This is a genomic window from Paenibacillus sp. RS8 (assembly GCF_041956825.1).
Lineage (GTDB): Bacteria > Bacillota > Bacilli > Paenibacillales > Paenibacillaceae > Paenibacillus_AQ.
In genome coordinates, this window is sequence record NZ_CP168131.1 from 4,048,529 (window position 1) to 4,074,860 (window position 26,332).

At 43.1% G+C, this 26,332-nt stretch carries 22 protein-coding genes and 1 tRNA gene; 15 read left to right on the plus strand and 8 right to left on the minus strand.

What is annotated here, in order from left to right; translation table 11 throughout:
• Positions 1 to 67: 67 nt before the first annotated feature.
• The 3 genes from ACDZ28_RS19125 (at position 68) to ACDZ28_RS19135 (ending at position 2,782) form a co-directional block, all read left to right on the plus strand.
• Entirely contained in the window at positions 68 to 376 is a 309-nt protein-coding gene (locus ACDZ28_RS19125) for a hypothetical protein (protein ID WP_339290221.1), read from the plus strand.
• 43 nt (positions 377 to 419) lie between these two features.
• The gene (locus tag ACDZ28_RS19130; protein ID WP_042126214.1) at positions 420 to 1,370 is read left to right on the plus strand and encodes a nucleoside hydrolase; all 951 of its coding nucleotides are present in this window, start codon (positions 420 to 422) and stop codon (positions 1,368 to 1,370) included.
• A gap of 158 nt (positions 1,371 to 1,528) precedes the next feature.
• On the plus strand, positions 1,529 to 2,782 hold the full coding sequence (locus ACDZ28_RS19135; RefSeq protein ID WP_339290222.1) for a stalk domain-containing protein: 1,254 nt from the start codon (positions 1,529 to 1,531) through the stop codon (positions 2,780 to 2,782).
• Between the two features lie 46 nt (positions 2,783 to 2,828).
• Here the strand turns inward: ACDZ28_RS19135 and ACDZ28_RS19140 are convergent, their stop codons facing one another.
• Positions 2,829 to 3,377, minus strand: a complete 549-nt coding sequence (locus ACDZ28_RS19140) for a hypothetical protein (protein WP_375102526.1) — start codon at positions 3,375 to 3,377, stop codon at positions 2,829 to 2,831.
• 128 nt (positions 3,378 to 3,505) lie between these two features.
• Between ACDZ28_RS19140 and ACDZ28_RS19145 the strand changes: the two genes are divergently transcribed.
• The 4 genes from ACDZ28_RS19145 to ACDZ28_RS19160 all read left to right on the plus strand — a co-directional run bounded on the left by ACDZ28_RS19145 (position 3,506) and on the right by ACDZ28_RS19160 (position 8,455).
• Positions 3,506 to 3,934 (plus strand): hypothetical protein, encoded by a 429-nt coding sequence (locus ACDZ28_RS19145; RefSeq protein ID WP_339290225.1) that lies wholly within the window; start codon positions 3,506 to 3,508, stop codon positions 3,932 to 3,934.
• A gap of 122 nt (positions 3,935 to 4,056) precedes the next feature.
• A complete protein-coding gene (locus tag ACDZ28_RS19150) occupies positions 4,057 to 5,004 on the plus strand; it encodes a radical SAM protein (protein WP_042126219.1) in 948 nt (315 codons plus the stop codon).
• 175 nt (positions 5,005 to 5,179) lie between these two features.
• Positions 5,180 to 6,211 carry a bile acid:sodium symporter family protein gene (locus ACDZ28_RS19155; protein ID WP_375102527.1) on the plus strand — a complete coding sequence of 344 codons (1,032 nt, stop codon included), beginning with the start codon at positions 5,180 to 5,182 and terminating at the stop codon, positions 6,209 to 6,211.
• A gap of 210 nt (positions 6,212 to 6,421) precedes the next feature.
• Positions 6,422 to 8,455 (plus strand): methyl-accepting chemotaxis protein, encoded by a 2,034-nt coding sequence (locus ACDZ28_RS19160; protein WP_375102528.1) that lies wholly within the window; start codon positions 6,422 to 6,424, stop codon positions 8,453 to 8,455.
• Between the two features lie 143 nt (positions 8,456 to 8,598).
• Here the strand turns inward: ACDZ28_RS19160 and ACDZ28_RS19165 are convergent, their stop codons facing one another.
• Positions 8,599 to 9,879, minus strand: a complete 1,281-nt coding sequence (locus tag ACDZ28_RS19165; protein WP_375102529.1) for a histidine--tRNA ligase — start codon at positions 9,877 to 9,879, stop codon at positions 8,599 to 8,601.
• Between the two features lie 354 nt (positions 9,880 to 10,233).
• Here ACDZ28_RS19165 and ACDZ28_RS19170 point away from each other — a divergent pair, with 354 nt between their 5' ends.
• Together ACDZ28_RS19170 and ACDZ28_RS19175 are read left to right on the plus strand one after the other, a co-directional pair.
• Positions 10,234 to 10,887: an HD domain-containing protein gene (locus ACDZ28_RS19170; RefSeq protein WP_375102530.1), complete on the plus strand. Its 654-nt coding sequence runs from the start codon at positions 10,234 to 10,236 to the stop codon at positions 10,885 to 10,887.
• Between the two features lie 85 nt (positions 10,888 to 10,972).
• Entirely contained in the window at positions 10,973 to 12,418 is a 1,446-nt protein-coding gene (locus tag ACDZ28_RS19175) for a DEAD/DEAH box helicase (RefSeq protein ID WP_375102531.1), read from the plus strand.
• A gap of 612 nt (positions 12,419 to 13,030) precedes the next feature.
• On the opposite strand, the gene ACDZ28_RS19180 is transcribed toward ACDZ28_RS19175, so the two are convergent.
• Positions 13,031 to 14,746 carry an ABC transporter ATP-binding protein gene (locus tag ACDZ28_RS19180; RefSeq protein WP_375102532.1) on the minus strand — a complete coding sequence of 572 codons (1,716 nt, stop codon included), beginning with the start codon at positions 14,744 to 14,746 and terminating at the stop codon, positions 13,031 to 13,033.
• A 268-nt stretch (positions 14,747 to 15,014) separates the two neighbouring features.
• On the opposite strand from ACDZ28_RS19180, the gene ACDZ28_RS19185 reads away from it, so the two are divergent.
• Entirely contained in the window at positions 15,015 to 16,238 is a 1,224-nt protein-coding gene (locus ACDZ28_RS19185) for an MFS transporter (RefSeq protein ID WP_081389908.1), read from the plus strand.
• A gap of 91 nt (positions 16,239 to 16,329) precedes the next feature.
• On the opposite strand, the gene ACDZ28_RS19190 is transcribed toward ACDZ28_RS19185, so the two are convergent.
• Positions 16,330 to 17,091 (minus strand): trans-aconitate 2-methyltransferase, encoded by a 762-nt coding sequence (locus ACDZ28_RS19190; protein ID WP_076120058.1) that lies wholly within the window; start codon positions 17,089 to 17,091, stop codon positions 16,330 to 16,332.
• Positions 17,092 to 17,344: 253 nt separating this feature from the next.
• On the opposite strand from ACDZ28_RS19190, the gene ACDZ28_RS19195 reads away from it, so the two are divergent.
• Positions 17,345 to 17,428: transfer RNA gene (locus ACDZ28_RS19195), tRNA-Leu, on the plus strand.
• Positions 17,429 to 17,582: 154 nt separating this feature from the next.
• Here the strand turns inward: ACDZ28_RS19195 and ACDZ28_RS19200 are convergent.
• Positions 17,583 to 18,371, minus strand: a complete 789-nt coding sequence (locus ACDZ28_RS19200; protein WP_375102533.1) for a CPBP family intramembrane glutamic endopeptidase — start codon at positions 18,369 to 18,371, stop codon at positions 17,583 to 17,585.
• A gap of 341 nt (positions 18,372 to 18,712) precedes the next feature.
• Here ACDZ28_RS19200 and ACDZ28_RS19205 point away from each other — a divergent pair, with 341 nt between their 5' ends.
• From ACDZ28_RS19205 to ACDZ28_RS19220, 4 genes are all read left to right on the plus strand, one after another.
• Positions 18,713 to 19,042 carry a PadR family transcriptional regulator gene (locus tag ACDZ28_RS19205; RefSeq protein ID WP_042126232.1) on the plus strand — a complete coding sequence of 110 codons (330 nt, stop codon included), beginning with the start codon at positions 18,713 to 18,715 and terminating at the stop codon, positions 19,040 to 19,042.
• The gene (locus ACDZ28_RS19210; protein ID WP_375102534.1) at positions 19,039 to 19,584 is read left to right on the plus strand and encodes a DUF2812 domain-containing protein; all 546 of its coding nucleotides are present in this window, start codon (positions 19,039 to 19,041) and stop codon (positions 19,582 to 19,584) included. Before ACDZ28_RS19205 ends, ACDZ28_RS19210 begins: the two co-directional genes overlap by 4 nt.
• Positions 19,585 to 19,818: 234 nt before the next feature.
• Positions 19,819 to 22,908 (plus strand): PAS domain S-box protein, encoded by a 3,090-nt coding sequence (locus ACDZ28_RS19215; protein WP_375102535.1) that lies wholly within the window; start codon positions 19,819 to 19,821, stop codon positions 22,906 to 22,908.
• 31 nt (positions 22,909 to 22,939) lie between these two features.
• Complete coding sequence (locus tag ACDZ28_RS19220; protein WP_339290242.1) at positions 22,940 to 23,407, plus strand: NusG domain II-containing protein; 468 nt, start codon at positions 22,940 to 22,942, stop codon at positions 23,405 to 23,407.
• On the opposite strand, the gene ACDZ28_RS19225 is transcribed toward ACDZ28_RS19220, so the two are convergent.
• Genes ACDZ28_RS19225 through ACDZ28_RS19235 form a run of 3 tightly spaced genes read right to left on the minus strand, consistent with a single transcriptional unit; the run spans position 23,404 to position 26,324 of the window.
• Positions 23,404 to 24,276 (minus strand): TIGR03943 family putative permease subunit, encoded by an 873-nt coding sequence (locus ACDZ28_RS19225; protein WP_076120061.1) that lies wholly within the window; start codon positions 24,274 to 24,276, stop codon positions 23,404 to 23,406. The two genes, ACDZ28_RS19220 and ACDZ28_RS19225, sit on opposite strands and share 4 nt — an antisense overlap.
• A 33-nt stretch (positions 24,277 to 24,309) precedes the next feature.
• Positions 24,310 to 25,299: a permease gene (locus ACDZ28_RS19230; protein ID WP_375102536.1), complete on the minus strand. Its 990-nt coding sequence runs from the start codon at positions 25,297 to 25,299 to the stop codon at positions 24,310 to 24,312.
• Positions 25,296 to 26,324 carry a GTP-binding protein gene (locus tag ACDZ28_RS19235; protein WP_042126239.1) on the minus strand — a complete coding sequence of 343 codons (1,029 nt, stop codon included), beginning with the start codon at positions 26,322 to 26,324 and terminating at the stop codon, positions 25,296 to 25,298. Before ACDZ28_RS19235 ends, ACDZ28_RS19230 begins: the two co-directional genes overlap by 4 nt.
• Between the last annotated feature and the right edge of the window lie 8 nt (positions 26,325 to 26,332).

The following is a 26,332-nucleotide window of genomic DNA, read 5'->3' on the forward strand; positions in this document are numbered from 1 at the left end:
TTTATTTTGCAAAAGGGTAAAAAGAATAATAAAATGGAGTCCATTACGTCAAGCAGGAGGACTTCAAATGAAATGGGTAGCTCAGCTTCCGTATTATAAGATACAGCGGGAAATCAAGGATGGAGAACAACGAAGTTTTCCGTGTAATAGGCTAATGTATCTGTACAAAGATAGAATTGTAACTCGTCATCGTGAATTTCCAATAAAAGATATTTTAGATATGTCCTATCGCTCAATGGGGGATACTGGAGGTATGTTCTATCTACATACGAGTAAGGGCGTATATGCTTATTTGGTAGAGTGTGATCCTGAAAGTTTTATTAATACTTTTAAAGAACAGCAAATGAATAAAATTGAGCGTCCTGATAGGCCGTGATATGATAATCCATACGACATTGCACAAATGGGAGAGAACATAAATGAGTAAAACACGAATTATTATTGATGCAGACACAGGGATTGACGACGCACTAGCAATTCTATATGCCTTGCGTGCTCCAAATGTAATTGTAGAAGGAATTACAACTGTTTTTGGGAATATTGATGTCGAGAAGGCAGCTGACAATTCACTGCGACTGATTGAGCTTGCTAAACCAGATTACGAAATTCCTGTAGCGATCGGAGCATCCAAGGCACTCGTTCGTGAGCACTCAGGTTACGCCACTCATGTGCATGGTGAGAACGGCATTGGTAATGTGGAAATTGCACCATCTAGCCAGCGTCCCATTAGCGAAACTGCATCTGAGTTTATTGTTCGGATGGCTAATGAGAATCCCGGAGAAATTGTATTAGTTACACTGGCACATCTAACCAACCTCTCGATGGCGCTTGATATGGACCCTGGAATTAAGAATACTTTGAAAAAAGTAGTGGTGATGGGCGGTACGATCTTTAATCCCGGCAATAGAACACCGGTTGCGGAAGCGAATATTGCTGGAGACCCTGAAGCTGCTGATCATGTATTTACATCTGGACTTCCCGTTATGATGGTGGGTTTAGACGTTACGCTTAAGACGCGGATCACTCAAGAGCATATTGATTTATTAAATCGTTTTGGACGTGAAGAAAATAAAGCGATCATTTCGTTTATGGAACAATCGCTTACTCATTATTTTAATTTCTACCGTGAAGCGAACTTTTTGATTAACAGTGCACCGCTGCATGATCCGCTCGCACTTATGGTTGCGCTGCAACCAGACCTTGTAACTTACAAAGAAATGAATGTTCGCGTGGAGCACAAAGGTGAGTTTACATCGGGAATGGTCGTAGCGGATTTGCGGGCTCAGCCAAAAGTGGGTAGCCCTATACAAGTCGCTGTGGATGTAGATGTTGAACGAGCGGTGGGGACCTTTTTGAGCGTGTTTATGTAGTTTAGTCGACTTCTTCTGATGTGAAAAATAATATCGAAGCTCATAGATGACAATCTATTAATTTTACAATTGGATAATCTTTGGTAAAATGGTAGAAGACATGTAAAGAGTTTAAGAGATTACACTTCATATCATGGAAGATGGGAGACTTAACAGTCATGAACAAACGGATTGGTAAATTAGTCTTATGTCTGGCGATTTCGCTAGGCGGCACTACAGCTGTATTCCAAAATACTACACAAGCAGCCCCTGCTGGGGGAGTTAGTATTATGCTGGATGGTTATGCACTACCGTTTCCAGTAGAGCCTGTTGTGATGAACGGAACCACGATGGTCCCATTCCGAGCGATATCTGAAGCATTGGGGATCAACGTAGAGTGGAATCAAGCGCTTAAGAAAATTACCGCGACCAAAACGGATACAGCGGGTACTAAAGTGGTAACTTTGACCCTGGGTAGCAAAAATGCAGGCGTAAACGGCGAAGTTGTGAAGCTGGGGGTTGCCCCGCAAACGATCCGCAATAACACGATGATTCCGCTTAGCTTCTTCGGCCAGCAGTTTGGTGCGGGCGTAGCATGGGATCAAGCGACGAAGACCGTCTCAATCACTTCACCAAAGACGGATATGTATAAGCTGGGTTTCTATGCGCTTAGTTCATACAGCGAAATTTCGTTGCTTCCTAGCTTTGATGCTGTAGCTTTTGGGTGGAGCGGAATTGATAAAACCGGACAATTCACCACGACAGGCACTGACTTTAGATGGCCCCAAGCTGCTGGGGATGTAACTCCAGAGTCTATTATCTCAAATGCAGCAGCAGGGGGCACAGCGCCTTATCTGATGGTCTTTTCGGGTGATACTGCATCCGAGCTGACGAAGAACCTGGAAGATAAAGTGCTTCAAGAGCAGACGATTACAGGAATTGTCGATCTGGCTACACAAAAGGGCTTTCAAGGAGTTACGCTAGATCTTGAGGGACTGGGTTTAACAGGAGATAAAGCAAAGGTGCAAGCCGATTATAATGCTTTTGTGAAGAATCTGTCTCAAAAAGTACATGCAGCAGGTCTTAAGCTTACTGTGATCCTTCATCCATTAAACAGCTCTTATAAAGGTTATGATTACAAGACGCTAGGCAGTCTAGCAGATGATTTGGTCATTATGTCTTATGATTATTTGAAAGAGAAAAAAATTCCAGAGCCGATGAGTTTAGTTGATGAAGGCATCCGGCTTGCACTTCAGCAAGTAAGTAAGGATAAGCTGATTCTGGGTATTTCCGTTTATAGTGAGAATGAAACTTCAGTGAATTCCAAGGTTGGACTTGCCAAACGTTATGGTCTTAAAGGGATTGCGATCTGGCGCGTTGGCTTGATTGGGCAGCCTGTCTGGAATGAGATGGGGAAATCGGTGGAGTTGTAAGGAAATGTGATATGAAAAGAAACAGGCTGCCATCTGGCAGCCTGTTTTATTTATACATACCATTCTTAATGGACTCGATGGTGGTGAACATCTGTGAATATACAGATTTAATATTGGGTTCATTTACTTTGTCGTTATAAATACCGTATTCCCAAGATCTAAATTTTTCACCATTATGGAAATAGCCTGTGACATACATATTATTATTAAAATTTGTTAAAGAAGAGTGCTCATACGATACGTCTTCAAGAACAAACGGCATAAATGATTTCGTAGCTCCAATAAAGAAGAAAGGAGTTCCTGCCTTCGTATATACTTTAACATACTTGTTGTCGTCCGCTTCTTGCAGATGCTCCTTCATAATGATTACGGCATCATAATTAGAGGAGAGCTTTGTATAATCTTCTAATTCATCAAAGGAAATACTGGTGAAGCGGATCTGATCTTCTCTTACTTTCGGGACTTCGCCAACAACGCCTACGGATAGGCCTTTTCCTGAGTACAGCGGTGTATCAACCGTATCTGCATTAGATGTACATCCTGTAACAAATATGAATATTAGGATAATGAGTGCATTTCGAATGATTCTCCTCATCTTTTGGCTCCTTTCAAGCGTTCTGCATGAGTTGTAATCCTACAATAAAACATTATACTGGAAAATAATGGTGTGGACCAGTAAATGGGTCATGGACTTCGAACAACATGATTCTGAGGAGGGTTATTTTGCATCCAATTACAGCAATAGAAATCATATTTTCGGTTGTTTTTGTCCTCATTCTATTTGGAGTAGCCTTGTTTTTACCCCGTAAGATTAGGAAGCCTAGTTTAATTATAGTATCTTCAATCACTGTACTTTTGTTATTATCCTTCGCTATTCGCCCCTACTGGATTGATTATCAAGTATCCCGAAAAACAGAACAACTCAATCACTATTTGGAGGAGAGATACCCTAATCAAGAATGGGAAATTAGTCGACAAGTAGGTAGACAATATAATCCTTATCATTTACAAGTAAGATTTAAAAACGAAAAAGGTTGGATTTATATATATTCAGTAGTAAATGAGAAGAAAATTCACCAGAGCGTTTGGATACCACCAGGTGGTAAGTTTTTCGAAGAAGGAAAACATTACGAGAGTTATCAAATGGAGTAATTGCTAAGTAGATGAAATATTCGGCTGTTATAAACCTCACATTAACCTATGCCATAAACCTTTATAATCTCTAAGGTTGAACTCTTGAACCAAATTCATTTTTTAAAGGAGGACTTTAGAGTATGAGATATAAAGCATTGGAATTAGACAAACCGCTAACTTATGAGCTGGAAGGCTTAGAAATAGGAGTCACCTCGAACTGTAATTTTCGCTGCGATTATTGTTGTGCTTATAATAGAAATGATGGACAAAGTATCAAAGCCAAAGAGGTCATCCGGATTCTTGAAGAGCTTCCGGGTCTAAAAAGAGTGCGTTTATCAGGTGGCGAGGTCACATTAAAGTTCGATGACTGTGTAGAGATTGTAAACTACTGCTCATCCAGAGGGATTCAGACACAGCTCAATTCTAACGGTAGTCTTTTAAATGCTGAACGGATTGATCAATTGGTCGCTGCCGGATTAACGACGATACATATTTCCTTCAATTTTACTACAGCGGATGCGTTCTCTCGTTATTATAATATTCATCCAAGCATCTATGAGAAAATAAGAGAGAACATTACTTTGTTCGCTGCCACAAGTGTAGATACGGTGCTGGAGACACTATTGTTCAGTGAAACGCAGGATAACATGAAGGAAATTAGTGATCATGTCTATGCTATGGGCGTCAGAACACATGAGATTCAGAACAGTATTATCATGGATCATACCGGCTGGAAATCAATTGCTGCCCGCGAACAATTAAAGAACGCTGTAAGTGAACTGATAGCACAGAAGAAAGAGGATACAATCCTGTATTTCACCTGCATGGACCGCTTTATGGATGCGCTTGGCTTTGAGGAGCAACCGGGCGTTTATTTTCCTCACTGCATAGAGGGCAAGAAACAGCTTCATCTACATGGAAATGGGGACATTTTGATCTCTGAATTGTGCCACCCGGTTATTATCGGAAACATTTATCAGGGGACTTCACTGAAGGACTTGTATAGTAACATGCCCGCGCCTTTGGCTCAGTTCCTTGATAAACTGCCATGCCCAGCACTGGACGCATTGTTTCCGCAAGGTGTTTAAACCGTTTAGCGATTCTATAGAAATTACTTCTAGGAGCCAATTTTAATAATTGGTTCCTTTTTGTGTGGTGGATTAATGGAAAGTCCTGTATGATCTCTGTAAGCTTATAGAGGCGGTTACAACTTAAATTTGCAGATAAGGAATGTATGACATCCATACATATGGTATGCGACACATGCTTACGAATATAAGAAATGGACTCAACAAATCCAATGTTGTACTCGAAAAAATCATGCCATTATTAACACCTACTGCCATCGTGGTTGGCGTACTTAATGAAAGCAGACTGCTACCGTTCACAGGTCTTGTTCCTTGGATTTTCGCCTTTATGACATTGATCGGAAGCTTGAAGTCCAATCTCAAGGATCTGCTGGGTGTACTGCTGAAACCACAGAAGCTGATAGTGTTGATGATCATTCTCCATATCGTGATGCCGCTTATCGGCTGGCTCGTTGCAAGTGCTGTCTTTCCAGAAGATCCCTACACTGTGACTGGATTTGTACTGCTGTTCGCAATCCCTACGGGTGTCGTTAGTGTGGTGTGGGTATCCATATATGGAGGGAATATTGCACTGACTTTGGCACTTATTCTGATAGATACACTCGTATCACCGATTGTCGTTCCGGGTACCTTGTATTTGCTCATGGGAGCAAGTGTGGAAATTCAGCTGGGGGAAATGATGAAAGGGCTCCTATGGATGGTTGTCATTCCTTCGCTGGTCGGTATGCTTCTGAATCAATGGACAAAGGGCAAGGTGAATACGGTATGTGGACCGCCGCTTTCCCCGTTTGTAAAGGTTGGATTGTTTATGGTCGTTTCTATTAACGGTGCCAGCATTGCTCGTTATCTGAAACACCCGGATAGTAAATTAGCGATTATTATTGGCGTAACTTTCTTAACGGTAGTTCTTGGATATGTAATCGGAGCCTTGGTATCACGCCGTTTCCGCTTTAGCTATGAAGATTCTGTGGCTGTGCAATTTAATTCCGGCATGCGTAATTTAAGCGCGGGGGCTGTGCTCGCAGTAAAATATTTCCCTCCGGCTGTTGCACTCCCTGTTATTTCAGGAATGTTATTTCAACAAATACTCGCCGCAATGTCTGGTCTATTTTTACGGAACAGAACTAAAAGCGCCTTAACGGCTGGTGCAGTCACGCAAGTGAATACAGTTTCCCAGTCAGAACAGCCTATTTCATCACAGCGGTAAAACAGGTCTTATTAACTATTCCATAAAAAGTGTCCAAACTTGTAGAACTAGATTTTTTTCATTTATATGCAATAATTCGACATTTTTTGATATTTTCCGTATTTTCGCTTAGTCAATATTCACTAATTTATCATGATATCCGATAGTAATTGTATTATTTACAATTGCTTTGTTCATGAATGAGCAAGTTGTCGGAAGGATGAGAAGCGTATGAAGATTCGCCTTAAGCTATCATTTATGTTGATAGGAGTAACCCTGTTATGTATAACGGTAATGGGAGTATTTACGTATTTGAAGTCAACTCATGCGATTGTGAGTCTTACTGAGAATTCAATGAAGCAGGTCAATACGAATAAAGCACAGACCATATCGTCCATGATTTCGAAAGAGCAGAGAAGTATTGAGCTTATTGCCGCTAGGTCGGAAATTGTCGAATTGCTGCTTCAAGCAGGAAACGGCGGAGTTACCAAAGGGGATAAGCTTCAGAATGAGGTGAATATCAGCCTTCAGGAAATCGTGGAGGCTGCAGGAAACCTTGAACATGTTTTTGTTAGTGATATGAAGGGCATCGCTGTGGCTGACAGTGACATCAAGCTTATAGGTACGGATTTTAGTGATAGAAATTATTCGAAGAAAGTAATGGAGACTGCGGCGCCGGTAATTAGTGAAACGCTGAAATCGAAATCTACTGGAGCTTATGTGGTGGCTTTTGTGCATCCTGTTAAGAGTAACGGAAAGATGATTGGATATGTGGCTTCAGCGGTTTCAGCAGATAGTATGATTAAGTATTTGGCAGATGCAAAAGTAGTAAATACAACGACCTCGTATGCTTATCTTCTCGATGAGAACGGGAATACACTGTATCATCCGGATAAGAAGCAGGTAGGACAACCTGTTGCCAATGACCAAATCATGGCTGTTGTGAAGCGTGTGAAATCTGGTGAAAAAGTAGAAGATAGCCTTCTTAGTTATACATATAATGGTGTGGATAAAAAATCAGCCTATACAGTTATGCCGGAGACCAACTGGTTGCTGGGGCTAACTGCTAATTTAGATGAAATTACGAAGCCAGTGAATGAGATGAGAAATTTTAATCTGGTGTTAGGTGCGGGAAGTTTGATTATAGCATTGCTGATTGCTTTATATTTTGCCCAAAAAATCTCTTCACCGATTGTTAAACTGACAGAGTTGATAAATAGAACGGCAGAGCTGAATTTGACGTATGACGCCCAGTATGAGTATCTGACGAAAAACAAGGATGAAACCGGGACGATCGCCAAAGCAATGCTCCGCACACGTGCTATTCTTCGTGATATGGCTGGCAGTCTAATTACGATCTCAAGCAAAGTGCTAGATAATGCGGAAACGCTTGAGAAGCTGTCCATAGATGTTCGAGAGAATGCACATGACAATTCAGCAACTACACAGCAGCTATCGGCTGGGATGGAGGAGACAGCAGCTTCAACACAAGAGATGACGGCAGCGATTACTGAAATTGATATTAATGTGTCCGAGATCTCCAGTAATGTGAAGGAAGGCGCTGAAGTTTCCAAACAGATCAGTGAGCGGGCGATGGTGTTACAAGATGAGGCGTTAGAGTCTACGGATAATGCTAAGCGAGTGTATGAATCTGTTCGTATCGATATGGAAAAAGCAATTGAACAGTCGAATGCGATCTCAGAGATTAATGTACTGGCGGATACGATTCTATCGATTACTAGTCAGACCAATCTGCTTGCTTTAAATGCAGCGATTGAAGCGGCCAGAGCCGGTGAGGCAGGTAGAGGATTTGCTGTTGTAGCTGGTGAAATCCGCAAGCTGGCTGAGAAATCGTCAGAGACAGCGGCTGGAATTCAAGGAGTCGTTTCCGGCGTATACACTTCTGTTGAGTTAATGAAGGAAAATTCAGAGGCGTTACTCGCTTTTATAGACCAGAATGTTCTTGGGGATTATGAGCGCTTAACGGAGGTGAGTCAGCAATATAATAGAGATGCTACTACAGTGAATATGTTGATGAATCAATTCGAGACTGCGGCCGATCATCTAAGTATGGCGGTATCCAGTATATCTATTGCAGTCAATGAAGTGGCTGCTACAGTAAATGAGGGGGCTATCGGTATCCAGGATATTGCGGTAAAAACTGCCGATATCGTAGAGAAAACTTTCCATGAAGTTACGGTGGCTGACGAGAATACCCAAAGTGCCAAAGAGCTACAGGGGCTGGTAGATCGGTTTAAGATCTAAGAAGGATTAAGGGAATCTTTATCTGTCATTCATAAAATATTAAGCTTGCAAGGTTATAGTACATGTATAACCTCCCTTAATATATAACTTGCCCCGCCGGTGATCGGCGGGGTCTTTTTTTGAGCAGTACTTAAGAATGATCCTTATTTAGTGATGAGATAAATAGCTTCATCCAGCGGAACGATAACCTCTGTTTGTTCTTCCATATCCTTCAGACGTACTTTATCGACACTGGATTCGCTCTCGCCGATCAGTATAACGAAACGGATGTTTTTGGATGAGGCTGTGGCGAGCTGCTTTTTTAATTTTCTTTTTCCGGATACGAGAGTGGTTCTTATAGAACAAGCACGTAGCTCGGCTGCTGCAATCAAAGCTTGTGGGAGTGTCTCACCAATCGGAATGACCATAACATTAGCTGCTCTATTTTCTTGGGTAGGTCGTTCTGCTAAGAGTGCCATGATTGACTCCATACCAAAAGACAACCCCACCGTAGGATATTGAATATCCTCTCTGCCCACTAGCTGTCCGATAATCGCGTCATATCTGCCTCCGCCACCCAAGCTTGAGGCGAAGGAACCAGATGCATCAAAGATCTCGTAAACTGTTCCTGTGTAGAATGAAAGACCTCGGGATAAGAAAGGATCGAAGCGGCAAGTCTCCTGTAGTCCGATGTCTTGGATTAGATTTTGCAGGACGAGAACCTCTGACGCACCCGGTTGTGTTGTGAGATTGTATTTGTCGCATAACTGCTCAAAGCTTGGATTGTCCATTTCGATAAGTGCTAGAATCGCTGAGATGGTTGCAGATTCAAGCCCTTTGGCGATCAACTCGTTCTCGACTCCGCTAATGTTGATTTTTTCAAGTTTATCAAGAGTAAGCATAACGGATAGTTGCTCTTCAGCAGGTACGCCAATGGACTCCAGAATCTCACTGAGAAAACGTCGGTTATTCCATTTTAGGATGATAGGGATGCCTAGCTTACGGAAAGCTTCGGTAGCTAGCTGCATCAGCTCTGCTTCAGCCTCAGGGCCGGAAATGCCGACCACATCGACATCACATTGCAGAAATTCACGCAGACGCCCGCGTTTCACAGGTCCATCTCGGAACACTTTTCCGATCTCATACCGCTTGAAGGGGAACTCTATTCCTGGATTTAAAGCGATCACTTTGGCAAAAGGGATGGTCAGATCATAACGTAACCCCAGTTTGCGGTTGCCTTGATCCGTGAGCTGGTACATTTCTTTGAGAATTTCATCCCCGCCTGCATATTTCGAGGTCAGTAACTCCAATTCATTTAATAGTGTCGTATCCATCGATTCAAAATCATAGAGCTCAAACAAGTCCTGCAGCGTATTTTGAATGTTCTTTCTGAGCGCTTGCTCTTGACCGAAGTAATCATAAGTTCCTTTAATGTTTTGCATCATTAGTAGCTCCTTTTATATTGGCATAGTTTAGAAAATAAAAAAACGCGCAGGACCTCTTGGTCCTGCGCGTGATCTATGCCGCAGGGAGGCCAACGCGAGTAGCGTTAGCCTCCCTGAAAAAATTCAGGAGTGCTAACGCTGTTTGTGATAATAATGAAGTTGATTCAGCATGATTGTATTTGTATTCATCAGAACCAATTCCCTTCGAAATTTTGATTACTGCCGATTATAGCGGATCATTTGGAGTCATGCAAGTAACAATTTATAATAGCTTCGATTTCTTGTGGGCGAAAAGACCAGTTATCAGCTATAATAGGGCTTCGATATTCCTTAAGGAAAGGGAGTTTTTCTACGATGAATGAATCTTTAATTATAGCTCGGACCGAAGATTTTGTTAAAGAACAACTTGGACAAGACACTACGGGTCATGACTGGTGGCATTCCGATAGAGTGCGCAACACCGCCGCTGAAATTGCCAAGATCGAGAGCGCAGGTGTATTTGTCTGCACGATGGCCGCCTTGCTGCATGATGTTGCTGACGAGAAGCTTAATCCGTCTAAAGAAGAAGGTTTGCTTAAAGTGCGTACTTGGCTTTCTTCAAACCTTACAGATGAGGAACAAATTAATCATATTATGATGATTATTGAGACGATGTCCTTTAGTGGTGGCGGTGGAGAACCGATGCAGACGCTTGAAGGCCAAGTGGTCCAAGATGCCGATCGACTTGATGCGCTTGGTGCGATTGGCATTGCCAGAACCTTTATTTTCTCAGGGGCGAAAGGTCGTCCAGCTTATGATCCGGGAGTGTCTCCAAGAGAGGAATCGCTTCAAAAGGAGTACAGGGATTACAGCAAAGGAACGGCTATCAATCATTTTTATGAGAAGTTATTAAAGTTAAAATTCCTGATGAATACAGCCTATGGACGCAAGTTAGCAGAAGAACGGCATGATTTCATGCTTAATTTTCTGGACCAGTTCTATAAGGAATGGAATCAAGGGAGCCAATAGCTGTTATAATGATTAGTATGCACAAGATGAAGGATCGCGGAGTTTCCGCTTTAACCAGAACAATCGGCATAGAAGAGGTTGAACGATGAGTGAATTGCAATTTAGAGATTATGAGTTAAACGAAGACATTATTAAAGCGCTGGATGTCCTAAAATATGAGACGCCAACAGAAGTTCAAAGCAAAGTGATCCCTGTAGCTCTTCAGCAAAAGGATCTGATCGTTAAATCGCAAACGGGTAGTGGAAAGACGGCAGCTTACGGAATCCCGGTCTGTGATTTGGTGGATTGGGTGGAGAATAAGCCGCAGGCTTTGATTCTAACGCCTACTCGGGAGCTTGCCATGCAAGTGAAAGAGGATATCACCAACATTGGACGATTTAAACGGGTTAAGGCCGTGGCTCTTTTCGGTAAGCAGCCTTTTGCTCCACAAAAAATTGAACTTACCCAAAAAACACATGTTGTCGTAGGGACGCCTGGACGTGTGTTCGACCATATTGAAAGAGGTACGCTTCCGCTAAATCGGATCAAGTATTTGATCATCGACGAAGCAGACGAAATGCTGAGCATGGGGTTCATTGAGCAGATCGAAAAGATCATCAAGCAGCTGCCCCAAGAACGAGTGACTTGTGTTTTCTCCGCTACATTACCGGAAGTGATTAAGAATTTGTGCCGGAAATATATGAGCGATCCAACGGAAATTGAGATTCAAGCAAGTGGAATTACAACCGCTACAATTGAACATGCGTTGATCGAAGTGAGACAAGCTGCCAAATTCTCGCTGTTGAGCGATATTATTACGGTGGAGAATCCGGACAGCTGTATTATCTTTTGCCGTACACAAGAACAGGTGAATGCGGTATTTAGAGGGTTGGCTGATCTGGAATATCCTTGTGATAAGATCCACGGGGGGATGGAGCAGGACGAGCGTTTTGAGGTCATGAATGCTTTTAAAAGAGGGCAGTTCCGTTATCTAATCGCTACAGATGTGGCGGCTAGAGGTATTGATATCGAGAACATCACTCACGTGATTAATTACGATATTCCGCTGGAAAAAGAAAGCTACGTGCACCGTACAGGCAGAACGGCTCGTGCAGGTAAGACAGGTAAAGCAATCACTTTCGTCACTCCGAATGAGCAAAAATGGGTGAAGGAAATCGAAGGCTATATTGGCTTCAGCCTCCCACCTATGAAAGCTCCTTCGGATGATGCCGTTGCTTACGCGAAGGAAGCGTTTGAGCAGAAGATTAACAAGCAGCCTGTCCGCAAGAAGGACAAAAGCGAGAGCTTGAACAAAGAGATCATGAAGCTGTACTTCAACGGCGGCAAGAAAAAGAAGCTAAGAGCCGTGGACTTTGTCGGCACAATCGCGAAGCTTGAGGGTATAACTGCAGAAGATATCGGTATAATCTCGATTCAGGACAATGTGACCTACGTGGATATTTTGAACGGTAAAGGTGCAATGGTATTGCAAGCAATGAGAGAGACGACCGTGAAGGGTAAGCAGCTTAAAGTGCATATTGCGAAGAAATAAGTACGTGAATAGCGATTTATCGCGGATCACCATTCATAAGTGCCGCTATTGAGGCGGTTTATATTAAGAGGGAGTCGTGTTCTTTACGCGGCTCCTTCTTTCTTATACACTGAAGGCCAACCGGGGCTTTATCCTAAAGAAGCTTAGTTCTGGGAGGAGTAATGATCGATTTGGGCATAAATGAAACTAGGTTGTGTTTGAGTGAGCGTTTAGATTTGTATTGTTTGATATTAGGGAAATCCTCCCTAAAAATTGCTGATTTTCACTGGATTTTACGTTTTTTAAGGAAATTCTCCCTATAAATCACCTGAAATCCACTATTATGAGCAAATGGGGTGAATTTAAGGGGAGGAATTCCCTAATTGTTAAATTTGGGGCTGTATTATCAATGAAATTGAGGAGGAATTCCCTAATTCTATCCTCACGTTTCCAAAAGATCACTACTTTATTGGACCATTACTCCCTATAACTCTATAGCCCCATCACACTCTAACTTCCGGGATGCCCAATTTAGCCTCTCATGCTGGAACAAATAAAAAGCAAGCCTAGTCGCCAATAACGTGGAGACTAGGCTTGCTTCATTTAGCTAGGGAGCTAGTTATAACAACATCCCTAAGCGTTATACTGCGCCTGATGCAGACGACTGTAAATGCCACCTGCTTGGACTAACTCTTCATGGCGGCCTTGCTCGGCGATGCCTTCTTCATTCACGACCATGATCCGGTCGGCGTTCTTTATGGTCGTCAATCGGTGGGCGATGACGAGTGTGGTTCTGCCCACGGACAGATCCGCCAGCGATTGCTGAATCGCTGCTTCCGTTTCAGTGTCAAGCGCGGAAGTAGCTTCATCCAGAATCAGAATCGGTGGATTCTTCAGGAACATGCGGGCGATCGCTAGGCGCTGCTTCTGTCCGCCGGACAGCTTCACACCGCGCTCTCCGATCACCGTATCCATGCCTTCTGGCAGATTCTGAATGAGATCTTCCAGATGGGCACGCCGAGCTGCTTCCCAGATTTCAGGCAGCTTCGCATCGAGCTTTCCGTAAGCGATATTCTCGCGAATCGTACCAGAGAACAAGAACACATCCTGCTGCACAATCCCGATCTGCTTACGCAACGACTCCAGCTTCATGTCACGGATATCGATGCCATCAATGGTGATAGCTCCACCTGTGACATCATAGAAACGAGGGAGCAGGCTGCAAATAGTGGTTTTGCCTGCACCAGAAGGTCCGACAAAGGCAATCGTTTCACCAGCCTTTACTTGCAAACTAATATTTTGCAGAACCGGACGGTCCTCGTCGTATCCGAAAAAGACATCCTGGAACGTGATATCTCCGCGCAAAGTACTTACCTCAACAGCATCTGGCTTGTCGCTGATATCAGGTTCCGTGTCGATAATCTCAAGATAACGTTTAAAGCCGGCTATTCCTTTTGGATAACTCTCGATAACGGCATTAATCTTCTCGATGGGACGGAAGAAGACATTGGATAATAGAATAAATGCTACAAATTCACCGATTTGGAGCTCGCCATTGATGAAGAACCACGCCCCGCTGATCATCACAAGGATCGTAATAAGGCGGGTCATCATATAGCTGACGGACAAGCTTTTGGCCATAATTTTATAAGCGAGAAGCTTAGTTTTACGGAACATTTGATTATCTACTGCGAATAGCTCTTGTTCATGCTGCTCATTGGCAAATGATTGCACAACCCGGATTCCGCCGACATTATCTTCGATACGGGCATTGAAACTACCTACATTTCCAAAAAGCTGGCGGTAGGTGGAAGTCATGTTACGTCCGAAGTAGATGATCACCCAAGCCATAATTGGAACGATAATAAAAGTAATAATTGCTAGCTTCAGATTAATATCAGCCATTAGGATGAAGGCTCCAACGAGTGTCATGATGGCGATAAACACATCCTCAGGACCGTGATGCGCCACTTCGCCGATATCATTTAAGTCGTTGGTGATACGTCCGATTAGGTGACCTGTTTTATTATTATCGAAGAATCGGAAGGATAGTTTCTGGATGTGATCAAACATTTTTTTACGCATATCGGTTTCGATGTTAATACCAAGCATGTGCCCCCAGTAAGTAACGACATATTGCATTACCGTATTCAAGGCGTAAATAGCTAGAAGTGCGACACAAGCAATAAGAATAAGCGGCCAATCTTGACCCGGGAGCAAATCATCAATAAATTTATTGACAGCTACCGGGAATGCTAGTTCTAGCAGACCTGCAAAAACAGCGCAGGAGAAGTCCAATATAAATAGTTTTTTATATGGACGATAGTAGGAAAAAAACCTTTGAAGCATTCTGTTCACTCTTTTCTATAAAATTATGTATGAGTTCTATTGAAATTGATTCTCAATTGTCCTGATTATATGGATACTAAAGATGTCGTTCGGTTTTGTCAATAATTTGGATATAAAATTACTTAAGGGTTGTAACTTTTATAATAATAGTGGAAGATAGTTCTTAATGCCATGTAATAAATATTTTTATATTTCTAGCTTAGTCTCTTACCGTCCTTATAGGGAGGTCAAAGATGGTTATGCTTGTTGTAATTTAGGAGGATATAGGATGAAAGCATCACAACGAGAAGGAATTATTCAGAATAAAGGCTTAACGGATACCAAATATGATCGCTGGCTGCTAGTGCTGGGAATTGTTTTTATCGCAGCGGCACTTAGAGCGCCTTTTACATCTGTCGGGCCATTGGTTCAAATGATTCAGGATGATTTAGGCTTATCGAATACTTCAGCAGGAGCTATTACCACTCTACCATTGTTGGCTTTTGCCATCTTGTCCCCGTTTGCTCCAAAGCTAGCCCGCCGCTTCGGTTTGGCTAATGTGTTAGTAATTGCCATGGTTATGCTGGCTATGGGGATTTTAATCCGGTCGGGATCTGGAGTAGGTCTGTTGTTCACAGGTACGGCAATACTCGGGCTATCTATCGCAGTATGTAATGTGTTGCTTCCGGGGCTTATTAAAGGGAAGTTTCCCCACAAAATCGGATTAATGACAGGTGTCTATACCGTATCTATGAATTTATGCGCAGCAGTCGCTTCAGGAATTAGTGTCCCGCTAGCCAGTAATACTGGATTTGGCTGGAGAGGGACTTTGGCCATATGGTTTATGATTGCTGCGCTAGCAACGTTGTTCTGGATTCCGCAAATGCGCAAGCTCGATCAAGGGACTGGCGCGAGTAATTCGGTCTCAAGTGGTAATATGTGGCGTTCTTCGCTGGCTTGGAAAGTAACGATTTTTATGGGCTTACAGTCACTGCTCTATTATGTCTTTATTGCTTGGTTTTCTGTTCTCCTTGGGGAGCGAGGGATGTCATCAAGCCATGCAGGCTGGTTACTATCACTGATGCAAATGGCGCAGCTGCCGTTTACTTTCTTCGTGCCGCTGTGGGCAGGTCGGATGAAGAATCAACGTATTCTAGTAATAATCACTGCTGTTCTGTATTTCATCGGAATAGGTGGGATCTGGCTGGGTAGCAGTGCCTTAATGGCTGTATGGGCGATATGCTTTGGTATTGCCGGAGGTTTTTCCTTCGGTCTTGTGATGATGTTCTTCAGTCTACGGACCAGAAGTACTCGAGAAGCAGCGGAGCTGTCAGGAATGGCTCAATCTGTAGGTTATGTACTTGCTGCCATGGGACCGGCCTTATTCGGATGGCTGCATGATGTGACGAATAGCTGGACGATGCCGCTGATTTTATTGCTTGCTGCAAGCGTAGTGCTCCTGGTTGTCGGACTTGGCGCTGGTAGCGATCGATATGTGGGAGATAGAAGATAATCATTTATTGAAATTTTAAAAAGAGTGCATTGGCGCGGAAGCTGCGTCAGTACACTCTTTTTTTGTGACATAGGAAAAATCGCCTTCAGTGTTAGACTCGTTTGTAAGCGACAACCCGGATTCTGCGATAATCCATCACCCAGCGGTTATCCTGAAATAACGTTGGCTTCAGTTTCTGTTCCATATAAGAGAGGACTTCTTCTCGTTCAGGGGGTGTGAGGACACTTAGGATTCCATTAGCAAAAGTGTTCAACCAGCGATGGAACCCTTGCTCTCCAGCCTCTAGTGGTGTTGGACGGTCGAAACAAAGGGCGAGGTCTACAGTTAGCCCATGCTGTTCTAGTAGTGTTGTGTATTGTCCGATACTTGGAAAGTACCAAGGCAGCTGAAGCTTACCGCTACACCCTATAGCGGCAAAAGCGTTTGGAAGTTCAGTGACGATGGAAGCGATATTGCCCAGCCCTCCGAACTCAGCGACAAAACGTCCGCCTATTCGTAAGCAAGCAGCGATTGAAGCGGCAGCTCCGTTCGCGTCGGTTAACCAGTGTAGAGCAGCATTGCTGAACACAGCATCGACTGGCTGTTCCGCGACATAGCTTTGCCCATCTGCTAAAATGAATCTTAGCTGGGGATGCTTGTCACGGGCAGTCTGAATCATTTCAGCAGAGGCATCAATTCCTGTTACAGTGGCGCCGCTAGCAGCAATGGTTACCGCTAAGTCGCCAGTTCCGCAACCCCAATCTATGATCTGCTCGCCAAGCTGGGGGCGCAAAAGCTCAATCAAAGATGCCCCAAACCTAGACACAAAGGCCATGTCAGTATCGTAGGTTCCGGTGTTCCACTGCTGGTTCATACGTATTCATCCTTTCTGGTTTAGATTGACACTTCTGATGCACTAGATTCTTTAACTATGTTGTACCATACTGACAACTTATAAGAGAAATATATAAAGTGAATAACACTGATTGGTTATTCCTATAGTGATATGTTTCAATTTAAGGTACTATTAGTCGTATTACACAATACGCAAATAAATATATTGCTTTTTATCTAAAAAAGGAGTATAGTATTAAATACGGTGATTATTTCACTGGTGTACATAATGTGCGGTCGTGGCGGAATTGGCAGACGCGCACGGTTCAGGTCCGTGTGGTAGCAATATCGTGGAGGTTCGAGTCCTCTCGACCGCATCTAGTTAACAATGAAAAAGCTCCTGAATTTCCCTATATGGAAATTCAGGAGCTTTTTTGTATTAACGTTGTTGGCAAATCAACTATGTCATCAAAGTGAATGCCAAAAGGCTGGAATAAGGATCGTATCTTGTTCCAACCTGATTTATAGAGACTAACTAAGCTGTTTAGCTTTAGCGTTTTTTATTTTACGGAATACGATGATCAAGAAGATAACACTAAACAAATCAGCAGTTAATGAAAGTAAGCCAGCAGTGCCATTACCATCCGGATTATTGTAAGCAGTCATGAACACTGAGACATCCCAAAGTCCATGTAGCAACATCGCCCAAATTAGACTGCCTGTAAATCTACGGACCAAATAAAAAGTGACTCCGGAAAGAGCGGCCATGCAAACTTGCATGAGGGTAACTGGAATAGCTTGTCCTAGCAGTATGTTTGAGCCGTGTATAAGACCAAAAATTATGCTGCTAAAGATACATACCCAGCCCTCCGATAGCCGAGAGCGCAGTGATGTCAATAGTAAGCCGCGAATCGTTAACTCTTCACAGAAACCTACGAGTAGTCCGAATACAATTAGAATGAAAATGAATTTGCCGCCAAATTGACTGAAATTCGTTGATGAAAAGTTAACAAAGATGCCAATCAGCATAATTAATGGAGAAATAAGCAGCCACTTATAATTCAACCGTTGTTGTGTATTGTCAAATAGTGCAGACCGCCACCATCCGAGCAGGGAGGCTACAATAATTAGTGCAACAGCACCTGCGGCCATTGATGCGATGGCTGAACGGAGCAAGTTATCCGCTGATGCACCAAAGTCTTCATACGATACTCCGGATAATTTTTGGATCGGAATTACAATACATAGATACCCGACTGCGATGAGTAAGCCAATCCAAATTTTTGGTGTAACACGCATTTGATGGTCTGTTTTTTTCATGTTATAACGAACCTTTCTGTTTGTATTGAACAGCTAAATCAATTGAGGGCATGAAATATGTAACTATTTAACTAATCTTAGTTTATAGTTTAGATGAAATTATGTTATGAAAATTTTCAATGTTGTCATATTTTTTCAACGTTATTTTCGCTAATTCGTTACCAATTAATGTATTGGATAAAGCCGTCTATAGCATATGCTATAGGCGTTTTTTTACGGCCATAATCTTAACGAAATACATAAAATGGGTATTTTTTTTATTGACAATTATATCGGCTTCCGTAATAATGGTATTACGGTAAACGATATATCGCTAACAGTAATAGAATGGAGATGGAATTATGCCTGAAAGCTCAGAAAGAGGAGCCTTAACGGAAGCAGTGTTTTACATTTTATTGTCTCTATATACCGCAATGCACGGATACGCGATTATGCAGAATGTGAAGGATTTAAGTAATGGTCGAGTGGATCTCGGAGCGGGCACTTTATACGGAGCTATCAACACCCTGCTGGAGAAAAACTGGATAAGATCTGTGGAAGGGGAAGAGGGCTCCCGAAGAAAGGAGTACGAAATTACGGAATTAGGGAAGACGGTGATTCAGGGGGAGCTTATCCGGTTGGAAGAGCTGATTGCCAATGGGAAGAGAATAGCTGGAGGTGAGTCCAAATGATACATGTGGCTCGCAAAATGTTTTGGGATTTTGAGAAGGAAGAACAGTGGCTGAATGAAATATCTGCCAAAGGGCTGGCCCTTACAAACTACACATGGTGCAAATATGTGTTTACTGAAACGCCTAAGAATGAGTATACGTATAGGATTGAGCTTTTAGATAATGTGCCTACTCATCCGGAGAGCATCGCGTACATCAGGTTTTTAGAGGAAAATGGAGTAGAATGTGTTAGCAGCTTTGGACGTTGGATCTATCTTAGAAAGAAGTCATCTGAAGGTGCTTTTGATATTTACACGGATCTGGAATCCAAAATAAAACACTTTAAGCGAATTAACACGCTATGGAATTCTGTCATGTGGTTAGAGTTCATTGTTGGTTTAGCAAACATTCTCGTTGGGGTAACGAATTATTTCACTTCCTCCAGCAGCATTAGTTTGGTAAACGTTATTCTAGGTGGGCTTTTAATTCTTTTAGGACTTGTTTTTTTAAGAGCTGGCGCACCTATCCGTAAGAAAATTAAAAGCTTCAACAAGAGAATTTAATAAGAGAATAGTCCTTATTCTTGTGATATATATAAACAGCAGGTTTCCTGATTACTCGGGACTTGTTGTTTATTTTTTTTTGTCTATGACGATAACGCGCAATCTCATTGCTTTTCACCGGCCTATCATTTAGGACTCAGCTATCAAGCTTAATTACCGAAAAAAAGGTATACTGGAATAGATTACGAAATTGTAATAAAGTTTGTCCCCATCTCAAAAGAGGAGGCTGCACAGGTGTCTGAATTTCTTTTTAAGCAACTATACTTACGGTCTTCTATAGGGGTTGCTGTAGTCTCTCCCAAGGAAGGGACCTTGATTCAATCCAATCCAGCACTTTGCCATATGCTTGGTTACTCTGAAGAAGAGCTTTTGAATCTACATTATTTAGATCTAATTTATCCAGACGATAAGACTAATGATGATCATAACGTTATCCTGAACAAGCTCTTAGCAGATCCTGGGACCGCAATTGAGTTAGAAAGACGGTTCTTATGTAAGGGTGGCGAGATGATCTGGGTAGCACAACATATATTTCTAATTCTTAAGGAGAATGCTAGTGAACCTCTTGTCATGATTTCGGAACTAACGGATATCACAGACCGAAGGCTTGCCGAAGATAAGATTCAGAAAGATCAGCATTTATATAATTTGATCACCCAAAATACACCGGATATGATTTCTTTTGGCGACCCTGACGGTACGTTGCACTACGTGTCTCCTTCAGTAGAGTTGCTGCTAGGATATCCGGCACATGAAATGATTGGTACAAAAAGACCGGAGTATTATCACGTAGATGATGCCTTAGAGATGACTCAACACGGAAAGCTCTATTCTGATACGGATGTGTATACACGTAGAGCCCGGCATAAGGACGGACATTATTTGTGGATCGAGAGCAGTTCGCAGGTAGTTCGTGATGAGCAGGGGGAAATCAAGCAGATTTTAACCATCGGCCGCGATATTACACAGCGTAAGAAATATGAGGATATGCTGGCGAAAGCCCAATATCTTGCGAAAATGGGATCTTGGGAATGGGATGCGACAAAAGCACGATTGACGGTTTCTAGAGAGATGCGCAATATTTTTGGTTTTTCACTGGATGACAGCATTCATTCCTATTTTGATTATAAACGTGTCCTTTCCTGCATTGAGCCAAATGATTTAATCATACTTAAAAAGCTAGTTCGTCATTCTTTAGCCATTGGAACGAATGCTGAAGCTATGGTTCGAATTAAGAGTGCGGATGGAATATTAAAGTTTTTGGATGTGCACTGGGAAGTGATTAAGGATGAAGAAGGAAGAGTGCTACAGATCAGCGGGATTGCCCAGGATGTGACTGAACGTCATCGAATGGAGGAACAGATGCGTGATAGTGAGCAGAATTATCGACTCCTGTCGGAAAATTCAATGGATTTTATTTCACGAAATACAGCGGACGGACACCTCACCTATCTGTATGCATCACCGATTTGCCAGACGATGTTTGGGTATACACCGGAAGAAATGTACGAAACCAGAGGTATAGATTACATACATCCTGAGGACAAGGAGAAGGTAGTATCCTATCTTAACAGTTGTATGGAAGGCAAAAAGCTCGAACCTGTATCCTTCCGGTTTCTGTGCAAAGATGGGACCTACATTTGGACGGAGACAACACTACGCTATATTTACTCGGAAACCTTTGGAGGACAAGAACTGGTGTGTGTAACCCGGGACATTGCGGAACGGGCGCGGCATTTTGAAGAAATAGAGAAGTTAAGTAACGAGCATGCTCTAATATTGAATTCGGTATCTGAAGGTATATTTGGCATGAACCTTGAAGGTGATACGATGTTCATCAACCCTGCGGCGATTACTATGCTGGGATATGATCCAACGGAATGGATGAACAGCAAATTCCATGCGATTCATCAGACTTGGCTGGATAATGAGCCTTTTTTAGGCATTCAGAAGACACTGATACCTTCGCATTTCAATAATCTCTCTTTCGAAGAGAAGGAGGGTGTATTTTGGAGGCGGGATGGCTCCAGCTTTTTGGTCAGATATCGCATGACACCACTTTTTGATGGCGAAGAGCGAATCGGTGCTGTAGTCGTTTTTCGAGATATTACCGAAGAAAAGGAGATTGTGCGAGCGAAGGAGTCTGCTGAGGAAGCAGATCGGGCGAAATCGGAGTTTCTAGCGATCATGAGTCATGAGCTGCGTACACCGATGAACGGTATTATCGGAATGGCCGACTTACTTTCGGGTACAGAGCTGGATGAAGAGCAGAGCTACTACACACAAATCATTAACAGTAGCGGGGAAGCATTGCTTCATATTTTGAATGAAGTACTCGATTTCAGCAAAATCGAAGCAGGCATGATGACATTAGAACTACAAATGGTGGATTTGCGTGAAGTGATACAGAATGTTAGCGAGCTATTTTATCCGAAGGTCAAAGAGAAAGGCTTATTATTGTCTATCGATATTGCAGCAGATCTTCCATTTGTCATTGTGACGGATGAGTCGAGATTACGCCAAATCCTCGTAAACCTGGTTGGGAATGCGGTGAAATTTACGGAAAATGGTGAAATCAGTATTTCTGCCAGTCTGGAAGCTTCGCAAAAATCAGGAAATATTATTGTTAAATTCATGGTTAAAGACACGGGGCTGGGGATTCCAGTTGCCAGTCAAGGGTTATTGTTTCAATCGTTCTCGCAATTGCATCCTTCCATCAATCGTAAATACGGCGGAACCGGACTTGGATTAGCCATTAGCAAAAAGCTGGTGGAGCTGCTCGGAGGAACAATTGGTGTAAGAAGTTGTGAGGAGCATGGCTCAGAGTTCTATTTCACGGTGGAGGTCTCATTGCCGAAAGAGGAATGGAATCAGAAGGTTGCACTTTACCCTTCGGCGGATGTAGGCAAAAGCGATAACCCTAAAGCCAAAGGGGATGTTAAGGGGGAATATGGACCCATGTCCATTCTCATCGCTGAAGATCATCCAGTGAATCAGCAACTGATGCAGGCTTATCTAAAGAAGAGGGGATATGTACCAGACATTGCAATCAATGGCGAGGAAGCGGTTCGCGCTGTGCTGGCCAAGGATTATGATCTCATATTTATGGATGTTCAGATGCCGATTATGGATGGGATCGAGGCAACAGGGATTATACGCGAGAAGCTGGGGCTGTATCCAATTATTATTGCTGCGACTGCCTTTGCTAGAAATGAAGATAAAGAGATGTGTTTGAGTGCCGGAATGCAGGATTTCATCTCCAAGCCTATTTCAATCAAGGAGCTCGACAGGGTATTAAAAGATTGGTCTACACGGATTCGCTAAAGGATGAGGAGTATCATTGACAAAGAGGCGTATGATTTATATATTTGTAATCGTAATTATTACGCATATCAATGTCGATGAAAGGATCCATACCTTGTTAAAAATGAAGCGTGGCGATTTTGTAATTATTTTTATAGCGCTGTTAGCAGCCGGTTTAATTTACGGAATCAAGTGGTGGGACACCCGCAATGAGCAGTATCAACAAGGAGATTTGAAAGCTATAATTACGGTCGATGGCAAAGAATACAAAACCGTTTCTTTGACTAAGGAAGAGCAAATTATAGATATTCAAACAAAGTTCGGTCACAATACCTTAAAGGTATTTGATTACGGGATCCAAATGACGTATTCTGATGCGCCTCTGCGAATCGCTTTAGAAATGGGGTTTATTTCTAGACCGAAGCAGCAAATCATCTGTATTCCAGCTCGTATAATGGTTGAAGTATTTAACCCTAACCGGTCTGAGAATGATGAAGATGAGCTGGATGCCATTATTTAGTAAGGCTTAGCAGAACTCTGTAGGGCTTTCCATGTGGCTATGGAGTCAGCGCTCGTGTAAATGTAAGGTGTTGTTGGTTGCGCGATCGGTGTAATGCTTTCTGCACGAATTTGCATTATTTCTTGGCCCTTATATTGCACAACTTGAAGCTTGCCCCGAACCTCTATCCAGGTATCAGTGGGCAAGCTTTTTAATTTGCCGGAATCAACCAGCATCCCAAATGGAGTGGCATCAGCGGTACAGCACTGGACCAGAAATCTGCCAATGGCAAAAGCATTCTCTGGCGTTTCACTGTCATTGCGATATAGAAACCCGGAAACGGAAATTTCTTTGCCTTCAAATTGCTCTTTATACATGTCGATAGCACCAAGTGTTTCGGAGAAAATTGCAGGGTAAACAGGGATAGTAGGCTGTACATAAAGAATCTTGGCCAGCTCTGTGAGCTCCTCGTGATAGGGATCAATTGATTCGAATCTAGCGACATTGTTAGTATCGGAGGGCGATGAGGTTAAAGTTATCCCTTTTTTGCTAGCAGCCATACTTCCCAAGGCACGGTCAGGAAGTGCAAATCCAAGCAGCAGCGGAAAAAGAAATAATCCATAAAGTGCTGTACTTTTAAATATGGAATGCGGGAGGCGATGCTCGCAGTCGCATAGAACACTGCCTTTACCAAATAAGGCCTGAATGGCCAAGCTAAGTGCCATAAGTGTCAAAGGAATCGGACATAATTGAACCCAGCGTGCCAGCTTGGGCGCTACATAATAATGCAAAGCGTCTTGCTGCACTAAATGCCCAATATAGAGAGCAAAGGCGAGCAGAATGACCGCCCTTAACAAATAGTGAAATCGGATGCTTCGTGAGTCATTCATGCTCTTCCTCCTATCAGTGCGGAATTTCTATGATTACAGCCATAAGGACATGACTACAGCCCCGATAAATACGCTCGAAAAGATAAGAAAGAACAAATAAAGGGCGAATTTGGTCTTGAACAGGGAGAGTAACATCAATGAATTTTTGAAATCCAGCATCGGCCCGAACACCATAAAAGCTAGCAGTGCACCTGCCGGAAAAGAATGTACAAAGGTGGAAGCAACAAAGGCATCCGAGGTGGAGCAGAGTGAAAGCACAAATGCCAGTCCCATCATGAAAAAATAAGACCCTAGCGGCTTATCTCCGATTGCTGCCAGACTATCTTGAACCATAAACGTTTGGATGGCCGAGGTTAGTAGACAGCCGATAATTAAGTATTTTCCCATCTCAAAAAACTCGTCCGAGGTATGAACAAAGACAGCAGCTAACTTTCCTCCACGTGAATTATTGTGATGCGTGTTATCGGTTTCGCGCTGAACACTCAGGCGTACAGGGGACTTTTTCACCGTTGCATAGATAATTAGGCCTATAATACAGGCGACAGCAAAGGCTAGACCCATCCGGGCATAGGCCAGTTCGGAGTGGTTACGAAAAGCCGTCAGAGTTGCTCCGTAGACGACAGGATTTAGGATGGGTCCGGATAGAATAAACACGATCGCCACGTAGACAGGCATCCCCTTATGGATTAGCCGGCGGACGAGAGGGATCATTCCGCATTCACATACCGGAAAAATAATTCCAAGCAGGCAAGCGAATAAAATAGCCGGCAACGCCTGCCTTGGAATCCAGCGGGAGATCATTTCATCTGGGATAAAGACTCTAAGCAGCGAGGATAATAAAGCTCCTGCTAACACAAACGGCAAAGCTTCTAGCAAAATCCCGATAAATCCAGTTTTGAAAGTGTCAATGTACGCGTTATCCAGAAGTTCCAGCTGATTTGGCACCCATATAAAACCAATGATGATCAAGAAGGAAATCGGTAGAAGCAGCGGCAGTAATTTTAATGGGAATAGGGTAGTCAAGGCGCGAATAAGGCGGTCCACCGATCTGCCAGCAGTTCCTCATCTAAATTAATCCCGATGAATACCACATAAGGCATTCCAGGATAACGTGACGCCTCCCAGCTCGTACGCATACCCGCATATTGGACAAGCTGTACCGGTTCCTGTTCAGACAAAAGGATATGCCCCTTGGCACGGAGCAGGTTGTCACCCCATTCTTGAAAAAAAGCCTCTAGCCGTTCTTTGGAAGGCATAGTAGTCCCTGCTTGAGGTATGGTCAGCGTGATGGCAGTCACTTGGGAAAAAGAAGCATGCTGCTCCTCCTGCACTTCTTTTACAGCGGTTCCTCCGTGCTCTGAATTCATTTGCTTCAGAGAGGCGCCTTTAAAGGTCTGGGGCGCTCGTTGCGGTGCGGGCGCGATGATTTTGCGTGGAATGATTCCTGATAATATCGGAGAAAGGTTGATCTCGCTGTAATGGGTATATACGATTTCAGCCTCTGCATTTTGTTTTCGAACACCCTTTTCTATTCGCCATAAGGTTTCAGGTTCTACAAGATCACTCTTATTAACGACAATGAGATCAGCGGTGGACAGTTGCTTGCGAAGAGTACGAACCAGTTGTTTGTCAGAAGAGAGTCTGCTGTTATATTCTAAGGCGTTTTCTGCATCCAATAAGGTAATCGTAAAATGCAATTCGACTCTTTCCTGGAGAGAGGTTTCTTGTAGTGTTTTGGCGATTTCTTCTGGGTTTGCGACACCGGTAAGCTCGATATAAATAGCATCAGGGCGCCCTCTTAACAATACCAGCAGGCTGTCTGCCAGATCCTCTTTACGGCTACAGCATACGCACCCGTCCAGCAGTTTAGTCACGGTTGTACCCGTGTGCTCCTGCAGAATATATCCATCCACATCTCTCTTACCGAGCTCATTCATGACTACGCCAGGGTTCAGCCCTCTTACCTTGCTCTCTTTCAGCAGGGACAACAGCAGAGTTGTCTTCCCGCTCCCCAGAAACCCGCTCAAAATAATTACTGGTATCTTCATGATCTCCA

What these genes read in the sequence shown, in the direction of transcription:
- ACDZ28_RS19125 (WP_339290221.1), top strand. Translation starts at nt 68, where the DNA reads ATGAAATGGGTAGCTCAGCTTCCGTATTATAAGATACAGCGGGAAATC.
- ACDZ28_RS19130 (WP_042126214.1), top strand. Translation starts at nt 420, where the DNA reads ATGAGTAAAACACGAATTATTATTGATGCAGACACAGGGATTGACGAC.
- ACDZ28_RS19135 (WP_339290222.1), top strand. Translation starts at nt 1,529, where the DNA reads ATGAACAAACGGATTGGTAAATTAGTCTTATGTCTGGCGATTTCGCTA.
- ACDZ28_RS19140 (WP_375102526.1), bottom strand. Translation starts at nt 3,377, where the DNA reads ATGAGGAGAATCATTCGAAATGCACTCATTATCCTAATATTCATATTT.
- ACDZ28_RS19150 (WP_042126219.1), top strand. Translation starts at nt 4,057, where the DNA reads ATGAGATATAAAGCATTGGAATTAGACAAACCGCTAACTTATGAGCTG.
- ACDZ28_RS19155 (WP_375102527.1), top strand. Translation starts at nt 5,180, where the DNA reads ATGCTTACGAATATAAGAAATGGACTCAACAAATCCAATGTTGTACTC.
- ACDZ28_RS19160 (WP_375102528.1), top strand. Translation starts at nt 6,422, where the DNA reads ATGAAGATTCGCCTTAAGCTATCATTTATGTTGATAGGAGTAACCCTG.
- ACDZ28_RS19165 (WP_375102529.1), bottom strand. Translation starts at nt 9,879, where the DNA reads ATGATGCAAAACATTAAAGGAACTTATGATTACTTCGGTCAAGAGCAA.
- ACDZ28_RS19170 (WP_375102530.1), top strand. Translation starts at nt 10,234, where the DNA reads ATGAATGAATCTTTAATTATAGCTCGGACCGAAGATTTTGTTAAAGAA.
- ACDZ28_RS19175 (WP_375102531.1), top strand. Translation starts at nt 10,973, where the DNA reads ATGAGTGAATTGCAATTTAGAGATTATGAGTTAAACGAAGACATTATT.
- ACDZ28_RS19180 (WP_375102532.1), bottom strand. Translation starts at nt 14,746, where the DNA reads ATGCTTCAAAGGTTTTTTTCCTACTATCGTCCATATAAAAAACTATTT.
- ACDZ28_RS19185 (WP_081389908.1), top strand. Translation starts at nt 15,015, where the DNA reads ATGAAAGCATCACAACGAGAAGGAATTATTCAGAATAAAGGCTTAACG.
- ACDZ28_RS19190 (WP_076120058.1), bottom strand. Translation starts at nt 17,091, where the DNA reads ATGAACCAGCAGTGGAACACCGGAACCTACGATACTGACATGGCCTTT.
- ACDZ28_RS19200 (WP_375102533.1), bottom strand. Translation starts at nt 18,371, where the DNA reads ATGAAAAAAACAGACCATCAAATGCGTGTTACACCAAAAATTTGGATT.
- ACDZ28_RS19205 (WP_042126232.1), top strand. Translation starts at nt 18,713, where the DNA reads ATGCCTGAAAGCTCAGAAAGAGGAGCCTTAACGGAAGCAGTGTTTTAC.
- ACDZ28_RS19210 (WP_375102534.1), top strand. Translation starts at nt 19,039, where the DNA reads ATGATACATGTGGCTCGCAAAATGTTTTGGGATTTTGAGAAGGAAGAA.
- ACDZ28_RS19220 (WP_339290242.1), top strand. Translation starts at nt 22,940, where the DNA reads ATGATTTATATATTTGTAATCGTAATTATTACGCATATCAATGTCGAT.
- ACDZ28_RS19225 (WP_076120061.1), bottom strand. Translation starts at nt 24,276, where the DNA reads ATGAATGACTCACGAAGCATCCGATTTCACTATTTGTTAAGGGCGGTC.
- ACDZ28_RS19235 (WP_042126239.1), bottom strand. Translation starts at nt 26,324, where the DNA reads ATGAAGATACCAGTAATTATTTTGAGCGGGTTTCTGGGGAGCGGGAAG.